The following is a 20,711-nucleotide window of genomic DNA, read 5'->3' as shown; positions in this document are numbered from 1 at the left end:
CCTTCACGCCTAACCGGTGACCCTTCACGCGTAGCTCACGGGGGCAGCCCCTAAGGTGCCCCCGTGAGCACGTATACCGACGAGAACGTTCCGGGCCGCTCCGGCCCCACCGCCACCTCCGAGGCCGACCCCCGCGCGGTCGGCAAGGTGCGTACCGAGTACTCCCCGGCGCACGACGGCGATCCCGATCCCGGGGAGATCGTCTGGACCTGGGTCCCCTACGAGGAGAACGACGGGCGGGGCAAGGACCGCCCGGTGCTCGTGGTGGCCCGGGAGGCCGACGGCACGTTTCTCGCCGTGCAGCTCTCCAGCAAGCGGCATGACGGGGACCGCGAGTGGGTCGCCATCGGCAGCGGGCCGTGGGACCGGACGGGCCGCGACTCCTGGGTCGACGTGGACCGCATCCTCCGTCTGCACGAGCAGGGCATGCGCCGGGAGGCCTGCGCCCTGGACCGCGGACGGTTCAACCTGGTCAGGCACCGGCTGCACGAGCGCTACGGCTGGACCTGAGCGCTACAGCTGCGGCTGACGCTCCGGAAACGCCCGTACGAAAGCCGCGCGCACCGGACTGTCCGGCGTGCGGTCCAGGATCCCGAACACCACCTGCTCGAAGGCCCCGGCGAACCGCCCGCCGGGCCCGAGCAGCGCCCGGAACGCGCCGGCAACCTGCGCCGGGTCGTTCTGGAACACCCCGCAGCCCCACGCGCCCAGCACCAGCCGCCGGTACCCGTGCGCCGCGGCCGTCTCCAGTACACGCTCGGCCCGGGTCGCGAGCGCGTGCGGCAGCTCGGCCGTGCGCTGCGGGGCCGTACGCCTGATGACGCCCGCGTTCGGGGCGGCGGCGGTCAAGAAGCCGACCGTGTACGGCGCGTCGAGCAGGCGGCCGCGGTCGTCGCGGAAGACGGGCACGCCGGGTGAGTGGATGACACGGTCGGTGTAGAACGCGTCGCGGTGGGCGCGGTGGTGGTCGTAGAACTCGCGGGCTTCGAGCAGGCAGGTGTACAGCGCCGAGGCGCGGCACAGGGCCTCTTCCTGGGCCTGGGCGCCGTTCAGAAAGCCGCCGCCGGGGTTGCGGGCCGAGGCGAAGTTCAGTACGGCCGTATCGCCGCCGAGCCGGCCGGCCGCCTCCAGGCTGCTCTCGCCCGTGACCTCGAAGAACGTCTCCGCCGGGGAGATCTTCGGCACCGGCACCGGGTCCGGCCCGTGCATCCGGGTGCCGGCCCGTGCCGCTTCGATCAGCGCGCCGAGGGACACCTCGTGGCCGTCCGGTGTGCGGTAAGCGCCCGCCGCGACGATCTCTTCCGTCTCCCGTGCGATGCCGCGCAGGCGCGCGCTCATGGCGCCACCCCCGTGCGCGCCATGACCGTGCGCCCGCGTCGGCCGCGTACGACCTCGCTGGTGCCGCGAACGACCTCGCCGGTCGTGATCTCCCCCGTCGTGCTCACACCGGCATCGTGCGCGATCCTGGTCATGCGGTGCAACAGATTTACCCGGGCCCCACAGTCGACCGAGAACGACCGGGAAAAACCCTGCGAACGCCCGGGGAGCCGAGATTGCCGGGCCCTGAACGTGCCGATACGCGCTCTTGTGCGGAGCGACGTGAGGGTCTTGGGTGGGACGAGTGTGCCGGCCCGCCCACAAGATCCGGGCCGGGCGGCACCGTGGACTCTCAGGAGGATCGCGACATGTCCGATTCGGTGAGTGACTGTACGGAGCAACCCCGCTCCGCCGTCACCGAAGCCGAGGTGGAGGCCCTGGTCAGGGGCATCTGCTTCAAGACCGGCCCGCCCCGCACCCTCGGGGTCGAAGTGGAATGGCTCGTCCATGAGCTGCGCGGCCCGCAGCTCCCCGTGACACCCGAACGACTCGAAGCGGCCTACGCCGCACTGCGTACCGTGCCCCTGAGGTCGGCGCTCACCGTCGAACCCGGCGGTCAGCTGGAGCTGAGCTCCCCGCCCGCCACCTCGCTGATGGAGTGCATCGGTACCGTCTCCGCCGACCTCGACGCCACGCGCGCGATGCTGCGCGAGCACGATCTCGGTCTGGTCGGCATCGGCAACGACCCCTGGCACTCGCCTCGCCGGTTCCTGCGTCAGCCACGCTACGACGCCATGGAGGCCTGCCTGGACCGCGCGGGCCCGGCCGGCCGCGCCATGATGTGCACGTCGGCCTCCGTGCAGGTCTGCCTGGACGCCGGTTACGAGGAGCCCGGCCCCCTCGGGCACGGGCGGCGCTGGTGGCTTGCACACCAGTTGGGCGCGGTGCTGGTCGCCGTGTTCGCCAACTCACCGCTGGCCGGGCGCGAGCCCACCGGCTGGCTCTCCACCCGGCAGCTGCTGTGGATGGAGATCGGCGCGGGCCGCGCGGGCGCACCCCCGCTGGACGGCGATCCGCGGGTCGCCTGGGCGCGGCACGTCCTGGACTCACCGGTGATGTGCGTGCGGCAGGACGGCGGGCCGTGGGACGTCCCGGACGGGCTGTCGTTCCGGGAGTGGACCAGGTCCAGGGCGCCCAGAACGCCCACGCACGAGGACCTCGACTACCACCTCACGACGCTGTTCCCGCCGGTCAGACCGCGTGGCCATCTGGAACTGCGCATGATCGACGCGCAGCCCGGTGAGGACGGCTGGATCGTGCCGCTCGCCGTGGCCACGGCGCTCTTCGACGACCCGGAGGCCGCCGAGACCGCCTACCGCGCGGTGAAGCCGCTGGCCGAGCGCGCCCTTGCGCGGCCCGCGCCGCACAATCCGCTGTGGGTCGACGCGGCCAGATCCGGGCTCGCCGACCCCGAGCTGCACGAGGTCGCCGTGGAGTGCTTCACGGCGGCTCTGGAAGCCCTGCCCCGGCTGGGGGCCACGACCGAGGTCACCGACGCCGTGGCGGCGTACTTCGACCGCTATGTCGTCAAGGGCCGCTGCCCCGCCGACGACCTGCTGGACGAGCTCTACGGCACGGATCGCACCCTGCACGGGAAGGACCTGCGCACATGACCGACCCCGCCCTCGACGCCGACACGCTCCGCGAGCGGGCACTGACCACGCTGACCACCGCCCGTGCCCGGACGACGCTGCTGACCTCCTGCGTCGAAGACCCCGACCTCACCGCCCAGCACTCGCCGCTGATGTCCCCGCTGGTGTGGGACCTCGCGCACATCGGCAACCAGGAGGAGCAGTGGCTGCTCCGGGCGGTCGCCGGGCGGGAGGCGATACGGCCCGAGATCGACGGCCTCTACGACGCCTTCGAGCATCCGCGCTCCGCACGTCCCTCGCTGCCGCTGCTGCCGCCCGCGGAGGCCCGGAACTACGCGGCCGAGGTACGCGGCCGGGTGCTGGACATCCTGGAGAGCACGGCGTTCCACGGGACGCGGCTGACCGAGGCGGGCTTCGCCTTCGGGATGATCGCGCAGCACGAGCAGCAGCACGACGAGACGATGCTGATCACGCATCAGCTCCGCAAGGGCCCGCAGGCGCTGACCGCCCCGGACCCGGACCCGGCGCCGCTGTTCACGGGGCCGTCCGAAGTCCTGGTCCCCGGCGGCCCGTTCATGATGGGCACCTCCACCGAGCCATGGGCGCTGGACAACGAACGCCCGGCGCACCGGCGCGAGGTGCCGCCGTTCTACATGGACACCACGCCGGTGACGAACGCCGCGTACAAGGCGTTCATCGAGGACGGCGGCTACGACGACGACCGCTGGTGGACGCCGGAGGGCTGGGCGCACATCCGGCAGCACTCCATCCACGCCCCGCTGTTCTGGCGCCGGGACGGCAAGCAGTGGCTCAGGCGCCGCTTCGGGGTCACCGAGGTCGTACCGCCCGACGAGCCCGTGCTGCACGTGTGCTGGTACGAGGCCGACGCCTACGCCCGCTGGGCCGGGCGGCGGCTGCCCACCGAGGCCGAGTGGGAGAAGGCGGCCCGGCACGACCCGGCGGGCGACCGCTCGACGCGCTACCCGTGGGGCGACGCCGACCCGGCACCGGAACACGCCAACCTCGGCCAGCGGCACCTGCGCCCGGCGCCGGCCGGGAGCTACCCGGAGGGCGAATCACCGCTCGGCATACGGCAGTTGATCGGTGACGTCTGGGAGTGGACGGCGAGCGACTTCCTGCCGTACCCGGGCTTCCAGGCGTTCCCGTACAAGGAGTACTCGGACGTGTTCTTCGGGCCCGAGTACAAGGTGCTGCGCGGAGGTGCGTTCGCCGTGGACGCGGTGGCCTGCCGGGGCACCTTCCGCAACTGGGACTATCCGATCCGGCGGCAGATCTTCTCCGGGTTCCGCACGGCCCGTTCCGCGGGGGACGTCTGATGTGCCGGCATCTGGCCTATCTGGGCCCCGAGGAGCCGCTCGGCCGGCTCCTCGTGGAGCCCGCGCACGGCCTGTACCGCCAGTCGTGGGCGCCTCGGCGCCAGCGGTACGGGACCGTCAACGCCGATGGATTCGGGGTCGGTTGGTACGCCGAGGGGGACCCGGTTCCGGCGCGCTATCGCCGGGCCGGGCCGATCTGGGGGGACCTGTCCTTCGCCGATCTGGCCCGGGTCGTGCGCAGCACCGCGCTGCTCGCCGCCGTACGGGACGCGACGGTGGCGGGCGCCGAAGGGGAGGCCGCGGCGGCGCCGTTCGCCGCGGGTCCCTGGCTGTTCAGCCACAACGGCGCCGTCAAGGGCTGGCCCGACTCGCTGGCGCCGCTCGTCCCGACCGTGCCCGCGGCGGATCTGCTGTCTCTGGAGGCCCGCAGCGACTCGGCGCTCGTCTGGGCGCTGGTCCTGGCCCGGCTGCGCGGCGGTGACGACGAGGCGCAGGCGCTGGCCGACACGGTCGCGGAGGTCGCCGAGGCGGCCCCGGGCTCCCGGCTCAACCTGCTCCTCACCAACGGCGAGACCATCACGGCGACCGCCTGGGGCGACACCCTCTGGTATCTGACCCGGCCCGGCGGCGGCACCGTCGTGGCCTCCGAGCCCTACGACGACGACCCGCACTGGCAGGAGGTCCCCGACCACACCCTCCTCGCGGCGAGCCGCACCGATGTGCTGCTCACCCCGCTCAAGGACCCGGGCAACGCCCTGCCACCCGCACCCGTACCCGCACAACCGAAGGAGCCCAGCACGTGAGTCCGTTCCTTCTCACCCGCACCCTGCCCGAGGACGCCACCGAGGCCGCCCTGCGCGCCGACGTCCTGAAGGGCCTGAGGAGCACGCCCAAGACACTGCCGCCGAAGTGGTTCTACGACGCGAAAGGCAGCGAACTCTTCGAGCAGATCACCGAGTTGCCCGAGTACTACCCGACGCGCGCCGAGCGCGAGATCCTCGTCGACCGGGCCGACGAGATCGCCGCGGCCAGCGGCGCCCGCACCCTCGTCGAACTGGGCTCCGGCTCCTCGGAGAAGACGCGGTACCTGATCGACGCGCTGACCGGCCTGCACACCTACGTCCCGGTCGACGTCAGCGAGAGCGCGCTCACCCAGGCCGGGCAGGCGCTCGTCGAGGAGCGGCCCGGGCTGAACGTGCATGCCCTGATCGCCGACTTCACGGGCGGGCTGGCCCTGCCGGACACGCCGGGCCCTCGGCTGGTGGCGTTCCTCGGCGGCACGATCGGCAATCTGCTGCCTGCGGAGCGCGCCGCGTTCCTGGCCTCGGCGCGCGGTCTGCTCGCCCCCGGTGACGCGCTGCTGCTCGGGACGGACCTGGTGAAGGACGAGAAGGTCCTGGTCGAGGCGTACGACGACGCGGCCGGGGTGACGGCCGCGTTCAACAAGAACGTCCTGGCGGTGATCGACCGCGAGTTGGGCGCCGACTTCGATCCGGGCGCCTTCGATCACCTGGCGCTCTGGGACCCGCGCAACGAGTGGATCGAGATGCGGCTGCGGTCCCGTACGGCGCAGACGGTGAAGGTGCCCGCGCTCGATCTCGCCGTGGACTTCGCGGCGGGCGAGGAGATGCGCACCGAGGTGTCGGCGAAGTTCCGCAAGGAGGGTGTGGGCGCGGAACTGTCTGCGGCCGGGCTGGAACTGGCGCACTGGTGGACGGACGGGGAGGCCCGTTTCGCGCTGTCACTGAGCGTGGCGCGGTGACGGACGGCTCGCGCGATGTCCCGCCTTGGGGCACGGTGGAGTGACGCGTGACTCCGCCCTGGTGGAGTCACGGGAGAGGAGCACCCCCATGTCGAACCACACCTACCGGGTCACGGACATCGTCGGTACCTCGCCCGACGGCGTGGACCAGGCCATCCGCAACGGCATCACGCGCGCCTCGCAGACCCTGCACAACCTGGACTGGTTCGAGGTGACCGAGGTGCGTGGCCAGCTCGACAACGGGCAGATCGCGCACTGGCAGGTGACCATGAAGGTCGGCTTCCGACTGGACGACGCCGAGTAGCACGCCCGGTCCGGCCGGGCAGCACGCCGGTCCGGGCCGGGTAGCGACCGACCCTCAGGTCCGCCCCTCCCGCTCCTGCGCCACCTCCAGCGCGGCGGACGGGGCGGTCCAGCGCGCCCGTACGACGGTGAAACCGGCCCGTTCGGCGTCCTCGCAGACCAGCTCGTCGTCGTCCACGAGCACCCGGATCTCATGGGTGCGGGCGAGGCGGCGCAGGATCTCCAGCTTGGTACGCCGGGCGGGCCGGCGGTCGTCGTTGCGCCGCATGTACACCCGCCCGTCGGGCAGTCCGTGTGCCGCGAGCCAGTCGAGCGTGTCGCGCCGGCAGCGCTCGGGGCGTCCGGTCAGATAGCGGACCTCGCACTCCTGCGCGGCCTCCAGCGCCAGCGCGACGCCCTCCGGGATCGGCGGGTCCTGCGGTGCCGCCGCGAAGAAGCCGTCCCAGTCACGCGGTGTGCGCTCCAGGAAGCGCTGCCGGTGTGCCGTGTCGGCGAGGGTGTTGTCCAGGTCGAACACGGCGAGCGGACGTGTGCTGCTGTCGTTCACACTCCTCACCCTAGGTCCTGTCGTCAAATTCCCGCCTGCCCGGCGACGCCTGGCACGCACGCTCGCCGCGTTGCCGGGCCCGCCCTCCGGGCGGACGACGGGAATTTGACGACCGGACCTAGACGGACCCCGCACCCCGGCAACCTTCCCGCCCCGGGCGGCCACTGCTCTGCGACACGGCACGCAGGCGGAAGCGGCGGCGGGAGGCCCCATGCGCGGCACGGTGAACGGCGGGCGCGGTACGGCGATCTGGACGGCGGCGGCGGTGAGTGCAGCCCTGCTTGCGGTGTGGGGGCCGGCGGGCGAGGCGCACGGGGCCGCGACGCTGGTCGTGGCGACCGACGGGAGCGACTCGGCGCCGGGCACCCTGGACCGGCCGCTGCGGACCGTCCAGCGGGCCGTCGACCTGGCGAAGCCCGGCGACATCATCTCCGTGCGCGGCGGCACCTATACCCTCAACGACAACATCACCATCACGACCTCGGGCACCGCCGCCCTGCCCATCACCCTCGGCGCCCACCAAGGCGAGCGCGTGGTCATCGACGGGGAGCAACTGCCCGCCAGCCACACGCCGGTCGGCGGCAGCATCCCGCGGGCCGAGCGCGGGGCGATCCACATGGAGGCCTCGCACTGGCGGATCTCCGGTCTGGAGCTGGTCAACGGCCCGTACGGCATCTATTGCGACGGCTGCAACGGCAACGTCTTCTCCCGGCTGTCCACACACGACAATTACGAGTCGGGCTTCCAACTCCAGGGGTCGTCCAGCGACAACCAGATCCTGAATCTGGACAGTTACGGCAATCGCGACCCCCGCAAGAACGGTGAGAGTGCCGACGGCCTGGCCATCAAGGAGGGCGGCGGAACCGGGAACGTGGTGCGCGGGGCCCGGTTGCGGAACAACGTCGACGACGGATTCGACGCCTGGAAGTTCGCCTCGCCGATTCTGATCGAGAACACGATCGCCTACGGCAACGGCTACAACCGCTGGAACTTCCCGGACTTCTCGGGCGACGGAAACGGTTTCAAGATGGGCGGCGGCACCCCCGCCCCGGCGGTGGGTCACACCCTTCACAACGCGATCGCATTCAAGAACGCGGCACACGGTGTCACGGACAACGGCAATACCGGCGCCCTCGCCCTGAGCCGCAACACGACCTGGGCCAACGCGGGCACCGGCTTCGACGCCGACGTCGCGGGCGGCACCGCCACCCTCACCGCCAACCTGTCGATCGCCGACGCCCGCGCCGCGGCCGTCGGCTCGGGGACGGTGACCAGCGGCAACTCCTGGAATCTGGGCGGCACTTGGGACGGGTCCTCGGTGCTCGGCACAGACCCGGCCGCGATCACGGGCCCGCGCTCCACCGATGGCTCACCGCCGTCGGCGCCACGCTTCCTCGTACCCCGCAGCGGCGCGGCCGTCGGCGCCCGCTTCTGAGCCGCCGGAACGGGCCGGGCGGGAAGGGGTGAGTTTCAGCCAGTCCGACCGGAAGAACTGGTCCGGACTAATTCCCGGAAGGCCCTTTTCGCAGGCCACGGAAGCCCGATAAAGGATCACGAGCGACGCGAACGCGCCACCGGAGTACGGCAATTCAGCACTGCGGTTGATTCTTCAATGAGCCCGCTGCCATACTCGCGGCTTCCGGCTTCGCCGCCGCTCACAGTCTCCCCACAACAAAGCCCGCGCTCCCGCATGTCCGGCCTGCCGCAGCAAAGAAGGTGCGCCTGTGCCCGAGTTTTCACATTGGCACGACAATTCTTTCACATACAGTCCCCCGGATAGTGAACCCGCACCGACCCGGCGCATATCCGAAGATCCTGAATTTCACTCACTGCGCCGCGCTCAGCGCAGATTCGGAGTCCGTGCGACGCTTCTGTCCGTCGGCGGATTCCTGCTGTACGTGCTTCTGTCCCATTCCGTCCCCGACCTGATGAACCAGCGCCTGGTCGGCCACCTCACCCTCGGTCTCACCCTGGGCCTGGGCCAGTTCGTCGTGATGGGCGTGACGGCCTTGTGCTACGTCCGGTACATGCGCACCCGGGTCGACCCACTGGCCCGTGGCCTGGGCTCGCGACGGGACCAGCACACGGCACGGCAGACCGTTCAGCCCGGCTCCAGGGGGTACCGCACGTGGTGACCATGTCCGCAGGCATCGTCGACCGGTTCAGCCTGAACCTGACGTTCGTGCTGTTCCTGTCGGTGGTCGTGGTCACGCTGTTCATGGCGCTGCTGACGGCTCCTCAGCGCGACGAGATCAGCGAGTTCTACCTCGGCAACCGCACGATGTCCCCGCTGCGCAACGGCCTCGCGATGTGCGGCGACTATCTGTCGGCAGCGACGCTGCTGGGCAGCACCGGCCTGGTCGCCCTCAACGGGTACGACGGCCTGCTCTACCTCGGCGGCACGGTCGTCGCCTGGATGATGGTGCTCCTGCTCATCGCCGAACCCCTGCGCCGGGCGGGCAAGTTCACCCTGGGCGACACGCTCGCCCTGCGCCTGACCACCATGCAACGTCCGGCCCGCCTCGCCCTGGCCGTGTGCACCCTGGCCATCACGACCCTCTACCTGGTCGCCCAACTTGTCGGCAGCATGGCGCTGTTGACCCAGTTCACCGGCGAACCCAGTCCCGCGACACGCACCTTGTGCGTGGTCGTCATCGGAACCATCGTCATCGTGTACGCCGCCATCGGCGGCGCGCCCGGCGCCACGGTCATCCAGATCATCAAGGCCGTGATGCTGGTGGCGGGCGTGACGGTCACCGCGGTGATGGTGCTCCACCACTACGACTGGAACCCCAACGCCCTGTTGTCCGCGGCCGCGAACAACAGCGGCACCGGCACACAGTTCCTCGAACCCGGACTGCGCTACGGCGTCAGCACCACGAGCAAGATCGACTTCTTCAGCCTGGAACTGGCGATCGTCCTCGGGCTGGCCGCCCTCCCCCACGTACTGATGCGTCTGCTCGCCCCGCGCAAGGTCGACGTCCTGCGCCGCTCCGTCGTGTGGGCGGTGGGCCTGGTCGGCCTGGTCTGCCTGGCGGCCGGCGTGCTGGGCCTCGGCGCCACGGCGATCGTCGGCCGGGACACCATCGCGGAGACCGACCACAAGGGCGACTCCGCCGTCCTGCTGCTGGCCAACGCCCTCGGCGGCGGCATCCTCACGGCCCTGCTGTCCTGCCTCGCCTTCGTCACCCTGCTCGCCGTCGCGGCCGGCCTCACCCTGGCCGCCGCCTCGTCACTCGCCCACGACCTGTACGGCGAGGTGATCCGCAAGGGCCGCGCGAGCGAGACCGAGGAGCTGATGGTGGCCCGGCTGTCCGCGGCCGTGATCGGCGTGCTCGCGATGCTGCTCGCGCTGATCTCCTGGGGCGCCAACACCGCGACGCTCGCCTTCCTGGCCTTCGCCATCGCGGCGTCTGCGATCCTGCCGACGATCGTGTACACCCTGTTCTGGCGCCGCTTCACCGGCCAGGGAGCGCTGCTCAGCCTCTGGGGCGGACTGATCTGCTCGGTCCTGCTGGTCCTGTTCTCGCCCGTCGTCTCCTCAGCGCCGGGCTCGTTCTACCCGGAGTCCGACTTCGCCTGGTTCCCGCTCCAGAACCCGGGCATCGTCTCCATCCCGGCGGGCTTCCTCCTCGGCTGGCTCGGCAGCGTGCTGAGCAGCCGCCAGGAACGCCAGGAGGACGCCGCCTTCGAGGAGTTCGAGGTGCGGATGCTGGTGGGCGCGAAGGAGTAGGACATGCTTCTGTCATGCCTACCCGTACGTTCCTGATCGGCGCCGCCCGCGAGCGCCCCTGCACCCTCGTCGTCTGCCGGGGCTGCTGCTGCGGCAATCCCCGCAAGCACCCCGGCACCGATCACGCCTGGCAGGTGGAGCGCCTGCGCGCCGCAGGGGCCGAGCACGGCTTCCAGGTCCGGACGACGGACGACTGCCTGGGCCCCTGCGACCAGGCCAGCGTGATCGTCGTCCAGCCGTCGGCCGCGGGGCGCCGGGCCGGCGGGCGGCCCACCTGGGTCGGCTTCGCGATGGACGACGACTGCACCGAGGAGATCGCGCGGTGGGCGGCGGCGGGCGGGCCGGGCCTCGCGGACCCGCCTGTCACGCTGGAGCTGCAGTTCATCCAGCCGCCGAGGGCGGCACGGGTGCGCTCACGTCGCTGAGTCCCGGCCACCTCCCGGCTTATTGTTAATGGGATCCATTTTCATGTAGCGTCCTCGGCGTTCACCCACCGAGGAGGTCCGTCATGGCTGTCCCGAAGCGGAAGATGTCCCGCAGCAACACCCGCCACCGCCGCGCCCAGTGGAAGGCGAGCACGCCCCAGCTCGTGCCCGTCACCATCGACGGCGTCAGCCACCTCGTGCCGCAGCACCTGGTCAAGGCGTACGAGCGGGGGCTACTGCACCCCGAGGGCTGACCGGGGGTGCCGTACACAGCCGCCCCACCCCCTGACGACTTGTCATGGAGCCACAGGCACCCGCGACCCCCCGAGCACGGATCGCCACTGCGCAAATGGCCTTACGTGGGGAAATCACGAGCCGGTGTCGGCGTGTCAGCACGTCGGCGTGCTCGGCATACTGGACGCTCGGCGTCGGTGCCGTGCATGACCTCGGCGTAGTACAGCTCGGGCCCATGGATGCCCTGCGGATCGCGGCCCGGGCCTCGTCAGGGGTGGCGCCCGGGACGATCCCGCAGAGGGCCCTATCCCGCCGCCTGGAGCTTTGTCAATACCCGACACGCGGGCAGAAGTGTGAAGGGGTGTCAGCTCGGTCCCCCGAGCGGCTCAACTGCGGTACCAAGTCACCTTCACTTTTGACTTTCTGACGAACCATCACAAACGTCAGCTTGAGCTTTCGAACGCCCGATCGGCCCCCTTCATAGCCCCTCCGAGATTTCTGAGGTGGCGACAGAATTAGGCATGAGTATGTTCATTCTTAGTCGGTCGGCTCAGCTGACACCCTGAGAGATGGAGAAACGGAATGCCTGTGAGAAGGAGAGAGGGAATGCGTACGCGTACCGTTGTCGCGATCGCATTGTCGGTGGGCGTCACCGTCCTTGCCGCAACCGGTATGAACTACGCCTCGGCTTCCAGTTCAGCCCCGAAGTCCGCCCCGTCGGTACAGCAGGCCGACGCCTCCGTTCCCCAGGGAGGCGACGGCCAGACGAACTTCAACTACCGGAATGACAACGACCGAAACGACAACTTCCGGAACGACAATTTCCGGAACAACGATCGTGGACGGGTCTACGTCAACGAGCGAACCTTCGCAGCCGAGCCGGGTGTGTGCACCGCTGTCATCAGTAGTCCCGCGAGAAGCTTCAACGTGCTGAACGAGAGTCACAGGACCGTGGAATTCTTCCGCGGGATTACCTGTGACAACGGCTCCGCAAGGGCAAAAATCCACCCCGGAGACTCCACCAGCGAAATCGAAGGCACGCCGGTCCTCGACGGGGCCACAGTGCCATTCGCGCTTGTCGGCAGCTTCCGAGCAATCGACAAGCATCACCACTGACCGCTCCACGCGGACAAGGGCAGCGACGAGCCTGCCGATGTGCCACTTGGGCCCGGCCCGCAGTAATGGGGGCCGGGCCGCGCCTGTCGAGCCTATTCTGGGAAGGGGCCGGTCCTGCTCGCAGAGCGCGAGAAGGGAGCCGCGGTGACCGAGCGGACGATCGACAGGGCTGCCGCGGACACCTTGCGGCGGGCCAGGGACGCCGTCGCCCGTGAGGCGTGGGCCGAGGCGTACGGGCTGCTGGGCGGCCTGGATCCGGCCTGCCTCACCCCTGACGACTGCGCCGCGTTCTCGGACGCCGCCTGGTGGACGAGCCGGGTCGACGAGTCGATCGTCCAGCGGACGCGGGCCTACTCCGGGTATGTCGCGGCGGACGCGGCCCGGCAGGCGGGGCACTCGGCCTGGCTGCTCTTCTACGAGCATCAGCTGGCGGGACGCAGTGCCGTGGCCGCGGGCTGGCTGCGCCGGGCACGGCGGCATCTGCACGACGAGCCGGAGTGCGTCGAGCAGTGCTACCTCGCCTGGGTCGACGCGGAGGACGCCCAGCGGCGCGGCGCGTTCGACGAGGCCATGGCCGCGGCCCGGCACATGGCCTCGATAGCGCGCCGCCGTGGCAGCCCGGATCTGCTCGCCATGGGCGTCCAGGCACAGGCGGGCGTGCTGGTGGCCCAGGGGCGGGTCAGTGAGGGTCTCGATCTCCTGGACGAGGCGATGTGCGCTGCCATGGCCGGTGAGCTCAGCTCCTTCTTCACCGGGTGGGTCTACTGTCTGGGCCTCCAGCAGTGCATGGCCTGCGTCGATCTGGAACGCGCCGCCGAATGGACCGACGCGGCCATGCGGTGGTGCGCGGCGATGCCGGCCGAGAACAACTTCCGGGGACTGTGCCGGGTGCACCGGGTGGAGGTCCTGGAGTTGCGGGGCAGCTGGGATGAGGCGCTCATGGAGGCCGAGCGGACCTGCGCGGAACTGCTGCCGTACGAGCGGCGGATGGCGGCCGAGGCGGTCTACCTGGTCGGCCGGATCCAGCGGCGGCGCGGGGAACTGGCGGCGGCCGAGCAGTCGTACGACCGCACGCACGAACTCGGCCGTGACCCGCAGCCCGGCCTCGCCCTGCTGCGGCTGGCCCAGGGGAAGGCCGACGCCTCCGCCACCGCCCTGCGGCTCGCCCTGGCGAACGGAGCCGAGGCCGGCGGTCTCGAACGGTGCAGGCTGCTCGCGGCCCAGGTGGAGGTGTGCCTGGCGCTGGACCGGACGGCCGAGGCACACAGTGCCGCCGAGGAGCTGGGGTCCCTGGCCCGGGACTGGCAGCAGCGGTGCGGTTCGGAGACGACGCTGCTGCACGCGAGCGCCGCCACCGCCTGCGGCGCGGTGGCCTTCGCCACCGGTGACCTCGACCGTGCGCTGCCCGAACTGCGCCGCGCACTGACGCTCTGGCTGGAGCTGCGGGTGCCGTACGAGGCGGCGCAGGTACGGATGACCCTGGCCGCCGCCGACCGGGCCGTCGGGGACGACGAGGGTGCCCGGATGGAGCTGCGGGCCGCCGAGCAGACCTTCCGCCGGCTCGGCGCCGTGCCCGACGCGCGCCGGGCCGCCGCCCTGCTCGCCGATGTGCGCCCGGAGCGGCCCGGCGGGCTCACCGAGCGGGAGATCCAGGTGCTGCGGCTGGTCGCGGCGGGCCGCACGAATCGCGCAGTCGCGACCGAGCTGGTGATCAGCGAGCACACCGTCGCCCGGCACCTGAACAACATCTTCGCCAAGCTCGACGTGTCCTCGCGGGCTGCGGCGACGGCGTACGCGTACCGACACGGCCTCACCTGACACCCCCATGGGCCGTTCTGCCCATGGCCGCTCCCCCGAGATGGGCGCTTCCGGCGATGATCGCGCCCCCGCCGCGCGCGTACACCGGTGGTGTATCCCTTCCCGGCACCGGAACGGAAAGCGAGCGGCGGCCATGACCATCTCCACACCCACCCTCGACCACCGGCTGACGGACCGGCTGCGCGGCGACATCGTCGAACCCGGCGACCCGGACTACGACGAGGCCCGCAAGGTCTTCAACGCCATGCACGACAGGCGGCCCGCGCTCATCGTGCGGCCCGCCGACGCGGGCGACGTGATCGCCACGGTGGGCCTCGCCCGCGAGCGGGGACTGCCGCTGGCGGTGCGCGGCGGCAGCCACAGCGTCCCCGGGCACGGGACGTGTGACGACGGCGTCGTCCTCGATCTGGGCCGGATGCGCGGCATCCGCGTCGATCCAGGGAAACGGACGGCGTGGGTCGAGGGCGGCTGCACCTGGGCGGACGTCAACCACGCCACCCACGCCTTCGGGCTTGCCACCACGGGCGGGGTCGTCTCCACCACCGGCGTGGGCGGCCTGACGACCGGCGGCGGCATGGGGCACCTGGCCCGGCGCTGCGGTCTGGCCTGCGACAACCTCGTCTCCGTGGACCTGGTGACGGCCGACGGATCCTTCCTGACCTGCACCGACGAGCAGAACAGCGACCTGATGTGGGCGGTGCGCGGGGGCGGCGGGAACTTCGGGGTCGTGACGTCCTTCGCGTTCCGGCTGCACCCCATCGCCGACATCCTCGGCGGGCCGACCTTCTTCCCGCTCGACGGCGACGTGATCCGCCGCTATCGGGAGCTGGTCGCCGAGGCGGACGACCGGCTGGGAGCCGTGTTCGTCGTAGGGCTCGGGCCGCCGGTGCCGTTCCTGCCCGAGCGCTGGCACGGGCGGCCGATGTGCGGCGTGGTCACCTGCTGGAGCGGACCGCAGGACGAGGACGACGAGATCCGGGAGCGGGTCGCGGCACTCGGGCCGGTGCTGGGCCGGCATGTGGAGCGGATGCCCTATCCGGTGATCAACACCCTGTTCGACGAGCTGGTGCCGGCCGGGCTGTACCACTACTGGAAGGGCGCCTTCACCCAGGGCCTGCCGGACGGGGCCGTAGACGCCCTCGTCGAGTACGGCGCCGACACGCCCTCGATCCAGAGCGTGACGGTCGTCTTCCCCATCGACGGGGCCTGCCACCGCGTCGGCCCCGAGGAGACCGCCTTCTCCTACCGGGACGCCGACTACTCGATCGCGCTCAGCCCGACCCTCACCACCCGGGAGGACTGCGAGGCCCAGAAGGACTGGGTGCGCGCCTTCGACCGGGCGCTGGAGCCGCATTCCATGGGAGGCGGCTACGTGAACTTCATGGACAGCGACGACCGGGACCGCGTCCAGGCCAACTACCGCACGAACTACGGCCGTCTCAGGGAGCTCAAGCGGCGCTACGACCCCGGGAACCTGTTCCACCTGAACCACAACATCGCACCGTGAGGAATCCCGTGAGGCATCCCGTGAGGAATCCTGCGGGCTCCCCGGTGTTGAACCCTGTATGAGCTCCGTGATCGCTTCGACCCGCTTCTCCGTCCTGGACCGCTCCCGCACCCGCGAGGGCCACTCGAACGGAGAAGCGCTGCGCGACACCGTCGACCTGGCGCGGGAGATCGAGGCGCTCGGCTACCACCGCATCTGGGTCTCGGAGCACCACGGCGTACCCGGTGTCGCCGGTTCCGCGCCGACCGTGCTGGCCGCCGCCGTCGCCTCCGCGACCCGCACGATCCGGGTCGGCACCGGCGGCGTGATGCTGCCCAACCACCAACCCCTGGTCGTGGCCGAGCAGTTCGGGGTACTGGAGTCCCTCTTCCCGGGCCGTGTCGACATGGGGCTCGGCAGATCCGTCGGCTTCACGGACGGCGTGCGCAAGGCGCTCGGGCGGGACAAGGGGGACGCGGAGGACTTCGCGGCGCAGATCCAGGAGCTGCTCGGCTGGTTCCGGGGCACGTCGGCCACGGGGGTGCACGCGCGCCCCGCCGAGGGCCTGACCGTGCCGCCGTTCGTGCTGGCCATGGGCGAGGGCGCGGACATCGCGGCCCGCGCGGGGCTGCCGATGGTGATCGGCGACCTCAGGAGCAGGGAGAAGATGCGGCGCGGGATCGATCACTATCGCGACCACTTCCGCCCCTCCCCCTGGGCCGGCGAGCCGTACGTCGTGATCTCCGGCACGATCGCCGTGGCCGCCACACCCGAGGAGGCCCGGCGACTGCTCGTCCCGGAGGCCTGGTCGATGGCGTACTCGCGCACCCACGGCACCTTCCCGGCGCTGCCGCCCGCCGAGCACGTGGAGGCGCTGTCCATGACCGACAAGGAGCGCGGCTTCTACGAGGGCGGCCTCGCCGGGCATATCGCGGGCACGCAGGAGCAGGTCGCGCACGAGCTGGAGACGGTGCTGAAGGAGACGGGGGCGCAGGAGGTGCTGGTCACGACCAGTACGTACGACCGTGCGGCCCTACTGGACTCCTACCGTGGGCTCGCCCGGATCTTCGGCGCGTGATCCGGGCGAGCGGGCGGACGACGGATCAGTCCGTGTCGCGCGGGTCGAACGACTTGGTGTCGACCGTCAGCGGCTGCGGGAACGCGCCGGCCACCGCGTCCCAGCGCGTGAACTTGAAGTTGGTGCCCTCCCGGTCCCCGTCCGCGGGCGCGGCCTCGCCGTCATGGGTGACCAGCAGGCCCTTGGGGAAGGACCGGCCCAGCGGGACGTTCACCACGGCGGCACCGTCGGAGTGCTGCACCCCGTCGGTGGCGGCGCTGTCGGTCACGGCGAACGAACCGAGGTAGGCGCCCTGGCCCTGGCGCTCGTACACGGCGAAGGTGTTGTCGCCCTGACTGGAGGCGAGGAGGTAGCCCTTGCCGTCGGCGGCGTGGTAGATCGTGGCACCCTCGGCGTCGGCGCCCAGGTGCTCACCGCCGAATCCGGGGTCGTTGGCGCTGTCGATGACGCACTCCTCTTCCTCGGCGTCGTACGTCCACGGAGTGCCGTACTCCCGCACCCGGTCGATCAGCTTGGGCCGGCCGAACTCCTCGTCGTCGAGGTCCACCCGCCACAGCCCGACGTCCTCCTGGGCCGCGTACAGGACGTGCTCCTCCTGGTCGACGGCCATGCCCTCGACCTGCGCGCGGTCACCGGGGTCGGCGCACGGCGTCCAACCGCTGCCGTTCGGCAGGGTGAAGGAGGCGGGCAGGTCGAGGGTGTCCTCGGTCCTGTAGCCGACGCGGCCGCCTCGGTCCTCCAGCCGCAGCAGCCGTACGCGGGTCTCCGAGCGGCGCGAGACCACCGCGTACGCGTGGTCGTCGTCGCTGAAGGCGGCCAGGCCGTAGGCGGTGCGCTGGTCGTCGACCTCGGCCTCGCTCGCGGAGAAGACCGGCGCGGCGTCGGTCACCGTCACGTCCTTCAGCGGGGGCCTGCCCGCCGCCACGGCGGCCGGGTCGATCGCGTAGGCCCGGATCCGGTCCCGGCCGCGGTCGCTGACCAGGGCCAGGTCGGTCTTCCTGCCGCCCAGTTCGAAGCCGTAGACGACGTCGACGTTGTTGAAGCGGCCCGGCGCCGCGTCCTCGCCCGGCGCGGCGGGCGCGGCGATGTGCTGGAGCCGCTTGCCGTCGAGGCCGTAGACGTCGAGGCCGGCCTCCTTGAGGGTGGCGATCACGAGGCTGCGGCCCGGGTCGCGGGGGTCGACCCAGACGGCCGGGTCGTCCGCGTCGGCGTTGCCGCCCGCCTCGTCGTCGTACACGGCGGGCGTCTCCACACGCGCGGAGACGGAGACCGGCTGCGGGGCGGAGGCGCCCGTGACCATCAGCAGCGCGGCGGTGAGAGTGCTCAGAGCGGAAGCGCTCACGCATACTCCTCGGTAGGAAGAGAGACTGGCGAGACGCTATGGGCGAGCGGTGTGGGTGAGCCGACGTCGTCGTGAACATCAGGTGGCTCGTACGGCCCGCACGTCCCGTTCGCATAGAATCGCGGGGTTTGCCCACGGCCGCTTCCCCTCCCCCTCCTCCCCCGCGTACCTCCCGGAGCCCTTACCCCATGCACTCCCCACACGACCCGTACGTCCGCGTCCGCAGCGCCCGTGAGCACAACCTCCAAGGCGTGGACGTCGACATTCCGCGGGATGTGCTGGCCGTGTTCACCGGCGTGTCCGGGTCCGGGAAGTCGTCGCTCGCCTTCGGCACGATCTACGCCGAGGCCCAGCGCCGCTACTTCGAGTCGGTCGCGCCGTACGCGCGCCGGCTGATCCACCAGGTCGGCGCGCCGAAGGTCGGCGAGATCACGGGGCTTCCGCCCGCCGTGTCCCTGCAGCAGCGCCGTTCGGCGCCGACGTCCCGCTCGTCCGTCGGTACGGTCACCAACCTCTCCAACTCCCTGCGGATGCTGTACTCGCGCGCCGGTGCGTACCCGCCGGGCGCCGAGCGGCTCGACTCGGACGCCTTCTCGCCGAACACGGCGGCCGGGGCGTGCCCTCAGTGTCACGGGCTCGGCCAAGTGCACCGTACGAGCGAGGAGTTGCTGGTCCCCGACCCGGCGCTGTCGATCCGCGAGGGAGCGATCGCCGCGTGGCCGGGTGCCTGGCAGGGCAAGAACCTGCGCGACATCCTCGACGCCCTCGGGTACGACGTCGACCTGCCCTGGCGCGATCTGCCCGCCGAGGAGCGCGAGTGGATCCTGTTCACCGACGAGCAGCCGGTGGTCACCGTCCACCCGGTGCGCGACGCGGACCGCATCCAACGGCCGTACCAGGGCACGTACATGAGCGCCCATCGGTACGTCATGAAGACGTTCTCCGACTCCAAGAGCCCGACCCTCAGGACCAAGGCGGAGCGGTTCCTCACCGCCGCGCCCTGCCCGGCGTGCGGCGGCAGCAGGCTGCGGCCCGAGGCGCTGGCGGTGACCTTCGCCGGCCGGACGATCGCCGAGCTGGCCGCGCTGCCGCTCACCGAGCTGGCGGGGATGCTGGAGGGCGGTTCCTCGGAGACGGCCCGTGTCCTCACCGAGGACCTCAAGTCCCGTATCGCGCCGGTCGTCGAGCTCGGCCTCGGCTACCTCGCCCTCGACCGCGCCACCCCCACGCTCTCGGCGGGCGAACTGCAACGCCTGCGACTCGCGACCCAGCTCAGGTCCGGGCTGTTCGGCGTCGTGTACGTCCTCGACGAGCCGTCCGCGGGACTGCACCCGGCGGACACGGAGGCGCTGCTGACGGTGCTGGAGCGGCTGAAGGCGTCGGGGAACACGGTGTTCGTGGTCGAGCACCATCTCGACGTCATGCGCGGCGCCGACTGGCTGGTGGATGTGGGGCCGCTGGCCGGGGAGCACGGCGGGCGGGTGCTGCACAGCGGGCCGGTGGCCGAGCTGGCGGCCGTCGAGGGGTCGGCGACGGCTCGCTTCCTGTTCGACGACTCCCCCGCCGCCGTACGCCAAGTGCGCGCCCCGCGCGGCGAGTTGAAGGTCGGCCCGGTCTCCCGGCACAACCTGCGCGGGGTGACCGCCGAGTTCCCGCTCGGTGTGTTCACGGCCGTCACCGGGGTCTCGGGGTCGGGCAAGTCGACGCTCATCGGCGAGATCACCGAGGAACTGGCGGGCGTGGGCCGCCTCGTCTCGGTCGACCAGAAGCCGATCGGCCGCACCCCGCGCTCCAATCTCGCCACCTACACCGGCCTCTTCGACGTCGTACGCAAGGTGTTCGCGGCCACCGACGAGGCGCGGGTGCGTGGGTACGGGGTCGGGCGGTTCTCCTTCAATGTCGCGGGTGGCCGGTGCGAGACCTGCCAGGGCGAGGGGTTCGTCAGTGTGGAGCTGCTGTTCCTGCCGAGCACGTACGCGCCGTGCCCGGACTGCGGCGGGGCGCGCTACAACCCCGAGACGCTGCAAGTGGCGTACCGGGGACGGAACATCGCGCGGGTGCTGGACCTCACGGTCGAGGCGGCGGCGGAGTTCTTCGCGGACACCCCGTCCGTGGCCCGCAGCCTCGGCACCCTTCTCGACGTCGGCCTCGGCTATCTGCGGCTCGGACAGCCCGCCACCGAGCTGTCCGGCGGCGAGGCCCAGCGCATCAAGCTGGCGAGCGAGTTGCAGCGCGGCCGACGCGGCCACACCCTCTACCTCCTCGACGAGCCGACGACCGGACTCCACCCGGCCGACGTCGAGGTGCTGATGCGCCAGCTGCACGGGCTCGTCGACGCCGGGCACACGGTCATCGTCGTCGAGCACGACATGTCCGTCGTCGCGGGCGCGGACTGGGTGATCGACCTCGGGCCGGGCGGCGGTGACGCGGGCGGGCGGATCGTGGCGGCGGGTCCGCCGGTGGAGGTGGCCCGGGCGGAGGGGAGCGCCACGGCGCCGTATCTGGCCCGGGTGGTGGCCCCGCAGCCTCGGTGAGGCCCTGAAAAGCCTTTGCGGACACGG

General features: G+C 71.4%; 19 protein-coding genes. 16 read left to right on the top strand and 3 right to left on the bottom strand.

Going from position 1 to position 20,711, the window contains the following annotated elements; genetic code table 11:
- Positions 1 to 63 precede the first annotated feature (63 nt).
- Positions 64 to 510, top strand: a complete 447-nt coding sequence (locus tag ACIA8X_RS15595) for a type II toxin-antitoxin system PemK/MazF family toxin (protein WP_393445540.1) — start codon at positions 64 to 66, stop codon at positions 508 to 510.
- A 3-nt stretch (positions 511 to 513) separates the two neighbouring features.
- Here the strand turns inward: ACIA8X_RS15595 and ACIA8X_RS15590 are convergent, their stop codons facing one another.
- Positions 514 to 1,338, bottom strand: a complete 825-nt coding sequence (locus tag ACIA8X_RS15590) for a TIGR02452 family protein (RefSeq protein WP_393445542.1) — start codon at positions 1,336 to 1,338, stop codon at positions 514 to 516.
- A gap of 347 nt (positions 1,339 to 1,685) precedes the next feature.
- Here ACIA8X_RS15590 and egtA point away from each other — a divergent pair, with 347 nt between their 5' ends.
- The 5 genes from egtA to ACIA8X_RS15565 all read left to right on the top strand — a co-directional run bounded on the left by egtA (position 1,686) and on the right by ACIA8X_RS15565 (position 6,372).
- Positions 1,686 to 2,990 (top strand): ergothioneine biosynthesis glutamate--cysteine ligase EgtA, encoded by a 1,305-nt coding sequence (egtA, locus tag ACIA8X_RS15585; RefSeq protein ID WP_393445544.1) that lies wholly within the window; start codon positions 1,686 to 1,688, stop codon positions 2,988 to 2,990.
- On the top strand, positions 2,987 to 4,306 hold the full coding sequence (gene egtB / locus ACIA8X_RS15580) for an ergothioneine biosynthesis protein EgtB (RefSeq protein WP_393445546.1): 1,320 nt from the start codon (positions 2,987 to 2,989) through the stop codon (positions 4,304 to 4,306). Before egtA ends, egtB begins: the two co-directional genes overlap by 4 nt.
- The gene (gene egtC / locus ACIA8X_RS15575) at positions 4,306 to 5,109 is read left to right on the top strand and encodes an ergothioneine biosynthesis protein EgtC (RefSeq protein ID WP_393445548.1); all 804 of its coding nucleotides are present in this window, start codon (positions 4,306 to 4,308) and stop codon (positions 5,107 to 5,109) included. Before egtB ends, egtC begins: the two co-directional genes overlap by 1 nt.
- Entirely contained in the window at positions 5,106 to 6,068 is a 963-nt protein-coding gene (gene egtD, locus ACIA8X_RS15570; protein ID WP_393445550.1) for an L-histidine N(alpha)-methyltransferase, read from the top strand. Before egtC ends, egtD begins: the two co-directional genes overlap by 4 nt.
- Positions 6,069 to 6,156: 88 nt before the next feature.
- Positions 6,157 to 6,372 (top strand): dodecin, encoded by a 216-nt coding sequence (locus ACIA8X_RS15565; protein ID WP_393445552.1) that lies wholly within the window; start codon positions 6,157 to 6,159, stop codon positions 6,370 to 6,372.
- Between the two features lie 54 nt (positions 6,373 to 6,426).
- Here ACIA8X_RS15565 and ACIA8X_RS15560 read toward each other — a convergent pair whose 3' ends face one another.
- The gene (locus tag ACIA8X_RS15560) at positions 6,427 to 6,918 is read right to left on the bottom strand and encodes a hypothetical protein (protein WP_393445554.1); all 492 of its coding nucleotides are present in this window, start codon (positions 6,916 to 6,918) and stop codon (positions 6,427 to 6,429) included.
- A 211-nt stretch (positions 6,919 to 7,129) separates the two neighbouring features.
- Here ACIA8X_RS15560 and ACIA8X_RS15555 point away from each other — a divergent pair, with 211 nt between their 5' ends.
- The 9 genes from ACIA8X_RS15555 to ACIA8X_RS15515 all read left to right on the top strand — a co-directional run bounded on the left by ACIA8X_RS15555 (position 7,130) and on the right by ACIA8X_RS15515 (position 16,808).
- Positions 7,130 to 8,353: a right-handed parallel beta-helix repeat-containing protein gene (locus tag ACIA8X_RS15555; RefSeq protein WP_399458452.1), complete on the top strand. Its 1,224-nt coding sequence runs from the start codon at positions 7,130 to 7,132 to the stop codon at positions 8,351 to 8,353.
- A 289-nt stretch (positions 8,354 to 8,642) separates the two neighbouring features.
- The gene (locus ACIA8X_RS15550) at positions 8,643 to 9,053 is read left to right on the top strand and encodes a DUF485 domain-containing protein (protein ID WP_393445558.1); all 411 of its coding nucleotides are present in this window, start codon (positions 8,643 to 8,645) and stop codon (positions 9,051 to 9,053) included.
- Positions 9,054 to 9,055: 2 nt separating this feature from the next.
- Positions 9,056 to 10,651, top strand: coding sequence for a cation acetate symporter (locus tag ACIA8X_RS15545; protein ID WP_393446399.1), 1,596 nt, complete (start codon positions 9,056 to 9,058; stop codon positions 10,649 to 10,651).
- A 14-nt stretch (positions 10,652 to 10,665) separates the two neighbouring features.
- On the top strand, positions 10,666 to 11,076 hold the full coding sequence (locus tag ACIA8X_RS15540) for a (2Fe-2S) ferredoxin domain-containing protein (RefSeq protein WP_393445560.1): 411 nt from the start codon (positions 10,666 to 10,668) through the stop codon (positions 11,074 to 11,076).
- 83 nt (positions 11,077 to 11,159) lie between these two features.
- Positions 11,160 to 11,330 carry a 50S ribosomal protein L32 gene (rpmF, locus tag ACIA8X_RS15535; protein WP_393445562.1) on the top strand — a complete coding sequence of 57 codons (171 nt, stop codon included), beginning with the start codon at positions 11,160 to 11,162 and terminating at the stop codon, positions 11,328 to 11,330.
- Between the two features lie 586 nt (positions 11,331 to 11,916).
- Entirely contained in the window at positions 11,917 to 12,426 is a 510-nt protein-coding gene (locus tag ACIA8X_RS15530) for a hypothetical protein (protein WP_393445564.1), read from the top strand.
- Positions 12,427 to 12,570: 144 nt separating this feature from the next.
- Positions 12,571 to 14,244 carry a LuxR C-terminal-related transcriptional regulator gene (locus ACIA8X_RS15525; RefSeq protein ID WP_393445566.1) on the top strand — a complete coding sequence of 558 codons (1,674 nt, stop codon included), beginning with the start codon at positions 12,571 to 12,573 and terminating at the stop codon, positions 14,242 to 14,244.
- Positions 14,245 to 14,377: 133 nt separating this feature from the next.
- Positions 14,378 to 15,751, top strand: a complete 1,374-nt coding sequence (locus ACIA8X_RS15520) for an FAD-binding oxidoreductase (RefSeq protein ID WP_393445568.1) — start codon at positions 14,378 to 14,380, stop codon at positions 15,749 to 15,751.
- Positions 15,752 to 15,809: 58 nt separating this feature from the next.
- Complete coding sequence (locus ACIA8X_RS15515; protein ID WP_399458451.1) at positions 15,810 to 16,808, top strand: LLM class flavin-dependent oxidoreductase; 999 nt, start codon at positions 15,810 to 15,812, stop codon at positions 16,806 to 16,808.
- A 25-nt stretch (positions 16,809 to 16,833) separates the two neighbouring features.
- Here the strand turns inward: ACIA8X_RS15515 and ACIA8X_RS15510 are convergent, their stop codons facing one another.
- The gene (locus ACIA8X_RS15510) at positions 16,834 to 18,150 is read right to left on the bottom strand and encodes a phytase (protein ID WP_399458450.1); all 1,317 of its coding nucleotides are present in this window, start codon (positions 18,148 to 18,150) and stop codon (positions 16,834 to 16,836) included.
- A 188-nt stretch (positions 18,151 to 18,338) separates the two neighbouring features.
- On the opposite strand from ACIA8X_RS15510, the gene ACIA8X_RS15505 reads away from it, so the two are divergent.
- Complete coding sequence (locus ACIA8X_RS15505; RefSeq protein WP_393445573.1) at positions 18,339 to 20,684, top strand: ATP-binding cassette domain-containing protein; 2,346 nt, start codon at positions 18,339 to 18,341, stop codon at positions 20,682 to 20,684.
- Positions 20,685 to 20,711: the final 27 nt, after the last annotated feature.

The sequence above is a fragment of the Streptomyces sp. NPDC051738 genome (genome assembly GCF_044453205.1).
In the GTDB taxonomy this organism is placed as follows: domain Bacteria; phylum Actinomycetota; class Actinomycetes; order Streptomycetales; family Streptomycetaceae; genus Streptomyces.
Note: the sequence above shows the minus strand (reverse complement) of the source record. Positions and strands in the feature narration are given on the sequence as shown.

Excerpts from the sequence above, each read along its gene's own strand:
- ACIA8X_RS15545 (WP_393446399.1), top strand. The coding sequence starts at position 9,056 with ATGTCCGCAGGCATCGTCGACCGGTTCAGCCTGAACCTGACGTTCGTG.
- egtC (WP_393445548.1), top strand. The coding sequence starts at position 4,306 with ATGTGCCGGCATCTGGCCTATCTGGGCCCCGAGGAGCCGCTCGGCCGG.
- ACIA8X_RS15540 (WP_393445560.1), top strand. The coding sequence starts at position 10,666 with ATGCCTACCCGTACGTTCCTGATCGGCGCCGCCCGCGAGCGCCCCTGC.
- rpmF (WP_393445562.1), top strand. The coding sequence starts at position 11,160 with ATGGCTGTCCCGAAGCGGAAGATGTCCCGCAGCAACACCCGCCACCGC.
- ACIA8X_RS15520 (WP_393445568.1), top strand. The coding sequence starts at position 14,378 with ATGACCATCTCCACACCCACCCTCGACCACCGGCTGACGGACCGGCTG.
- ACIA8X_RS15515 (WP_399458451.1), top strand. The coding sequence starts at position 15,810 with ATGAGCTCCGTGATCGCTTCGACCCGCTTCTCCGTCCTGGACCGCTCC.
- ACIA8X_RS15590 (WP_393445542.1), bottom strand. The coding sequence starts at position 1,338 with ATGAGCGCGCGCCTGCGCGGCATCGCACGGGAGACGGAAGAGATCGTC.
- egtB (WP_393445546.1), top strand. The coding sequence starts at position 2,987 with ATGACCGACCCCGCCCTCGACGCCGACACGCTCCGCGAGCGGGCACTG.
- ACIA8X_RS15530 (WP_393445564.1), top strand. The coding sequence starts at position 11,917 with ATGCGTACGCGTACCGTTGTCGCGATCGCATTGTCGGTGGGCGTCACC.
- egtA (WP_393445544.1), top strand. The coding sequence starts at position 1,686 with ATGTCCGATTCGGTGAGTGACTGTACGGAGCAACCCCGCTCCGCCGTC.
- ACIA8X_RS15555 (WP_399458452.1), top strand. The coding sequence starts at position 7,130 with ATGCGCGGCACGGTGAACGGCGGGCGCGGTACGGCGATCTGGACGGCG.
- ACIA8X_RS15505 (WP_393445573.1), top strand. The coding sequence starts at position 18,339 with ATGCACTCCCCACACGACCCGTACGTCCGCGTCCGCAGCGCCCGTGAG.
- ACIA8X_RS15565 (WP_393445552.1), top strand. The coding sequence starts at position 6,157 with ATGTCGAACCACACCTACCGGGTCACGGACATCGTCGGTACCTCGCCC.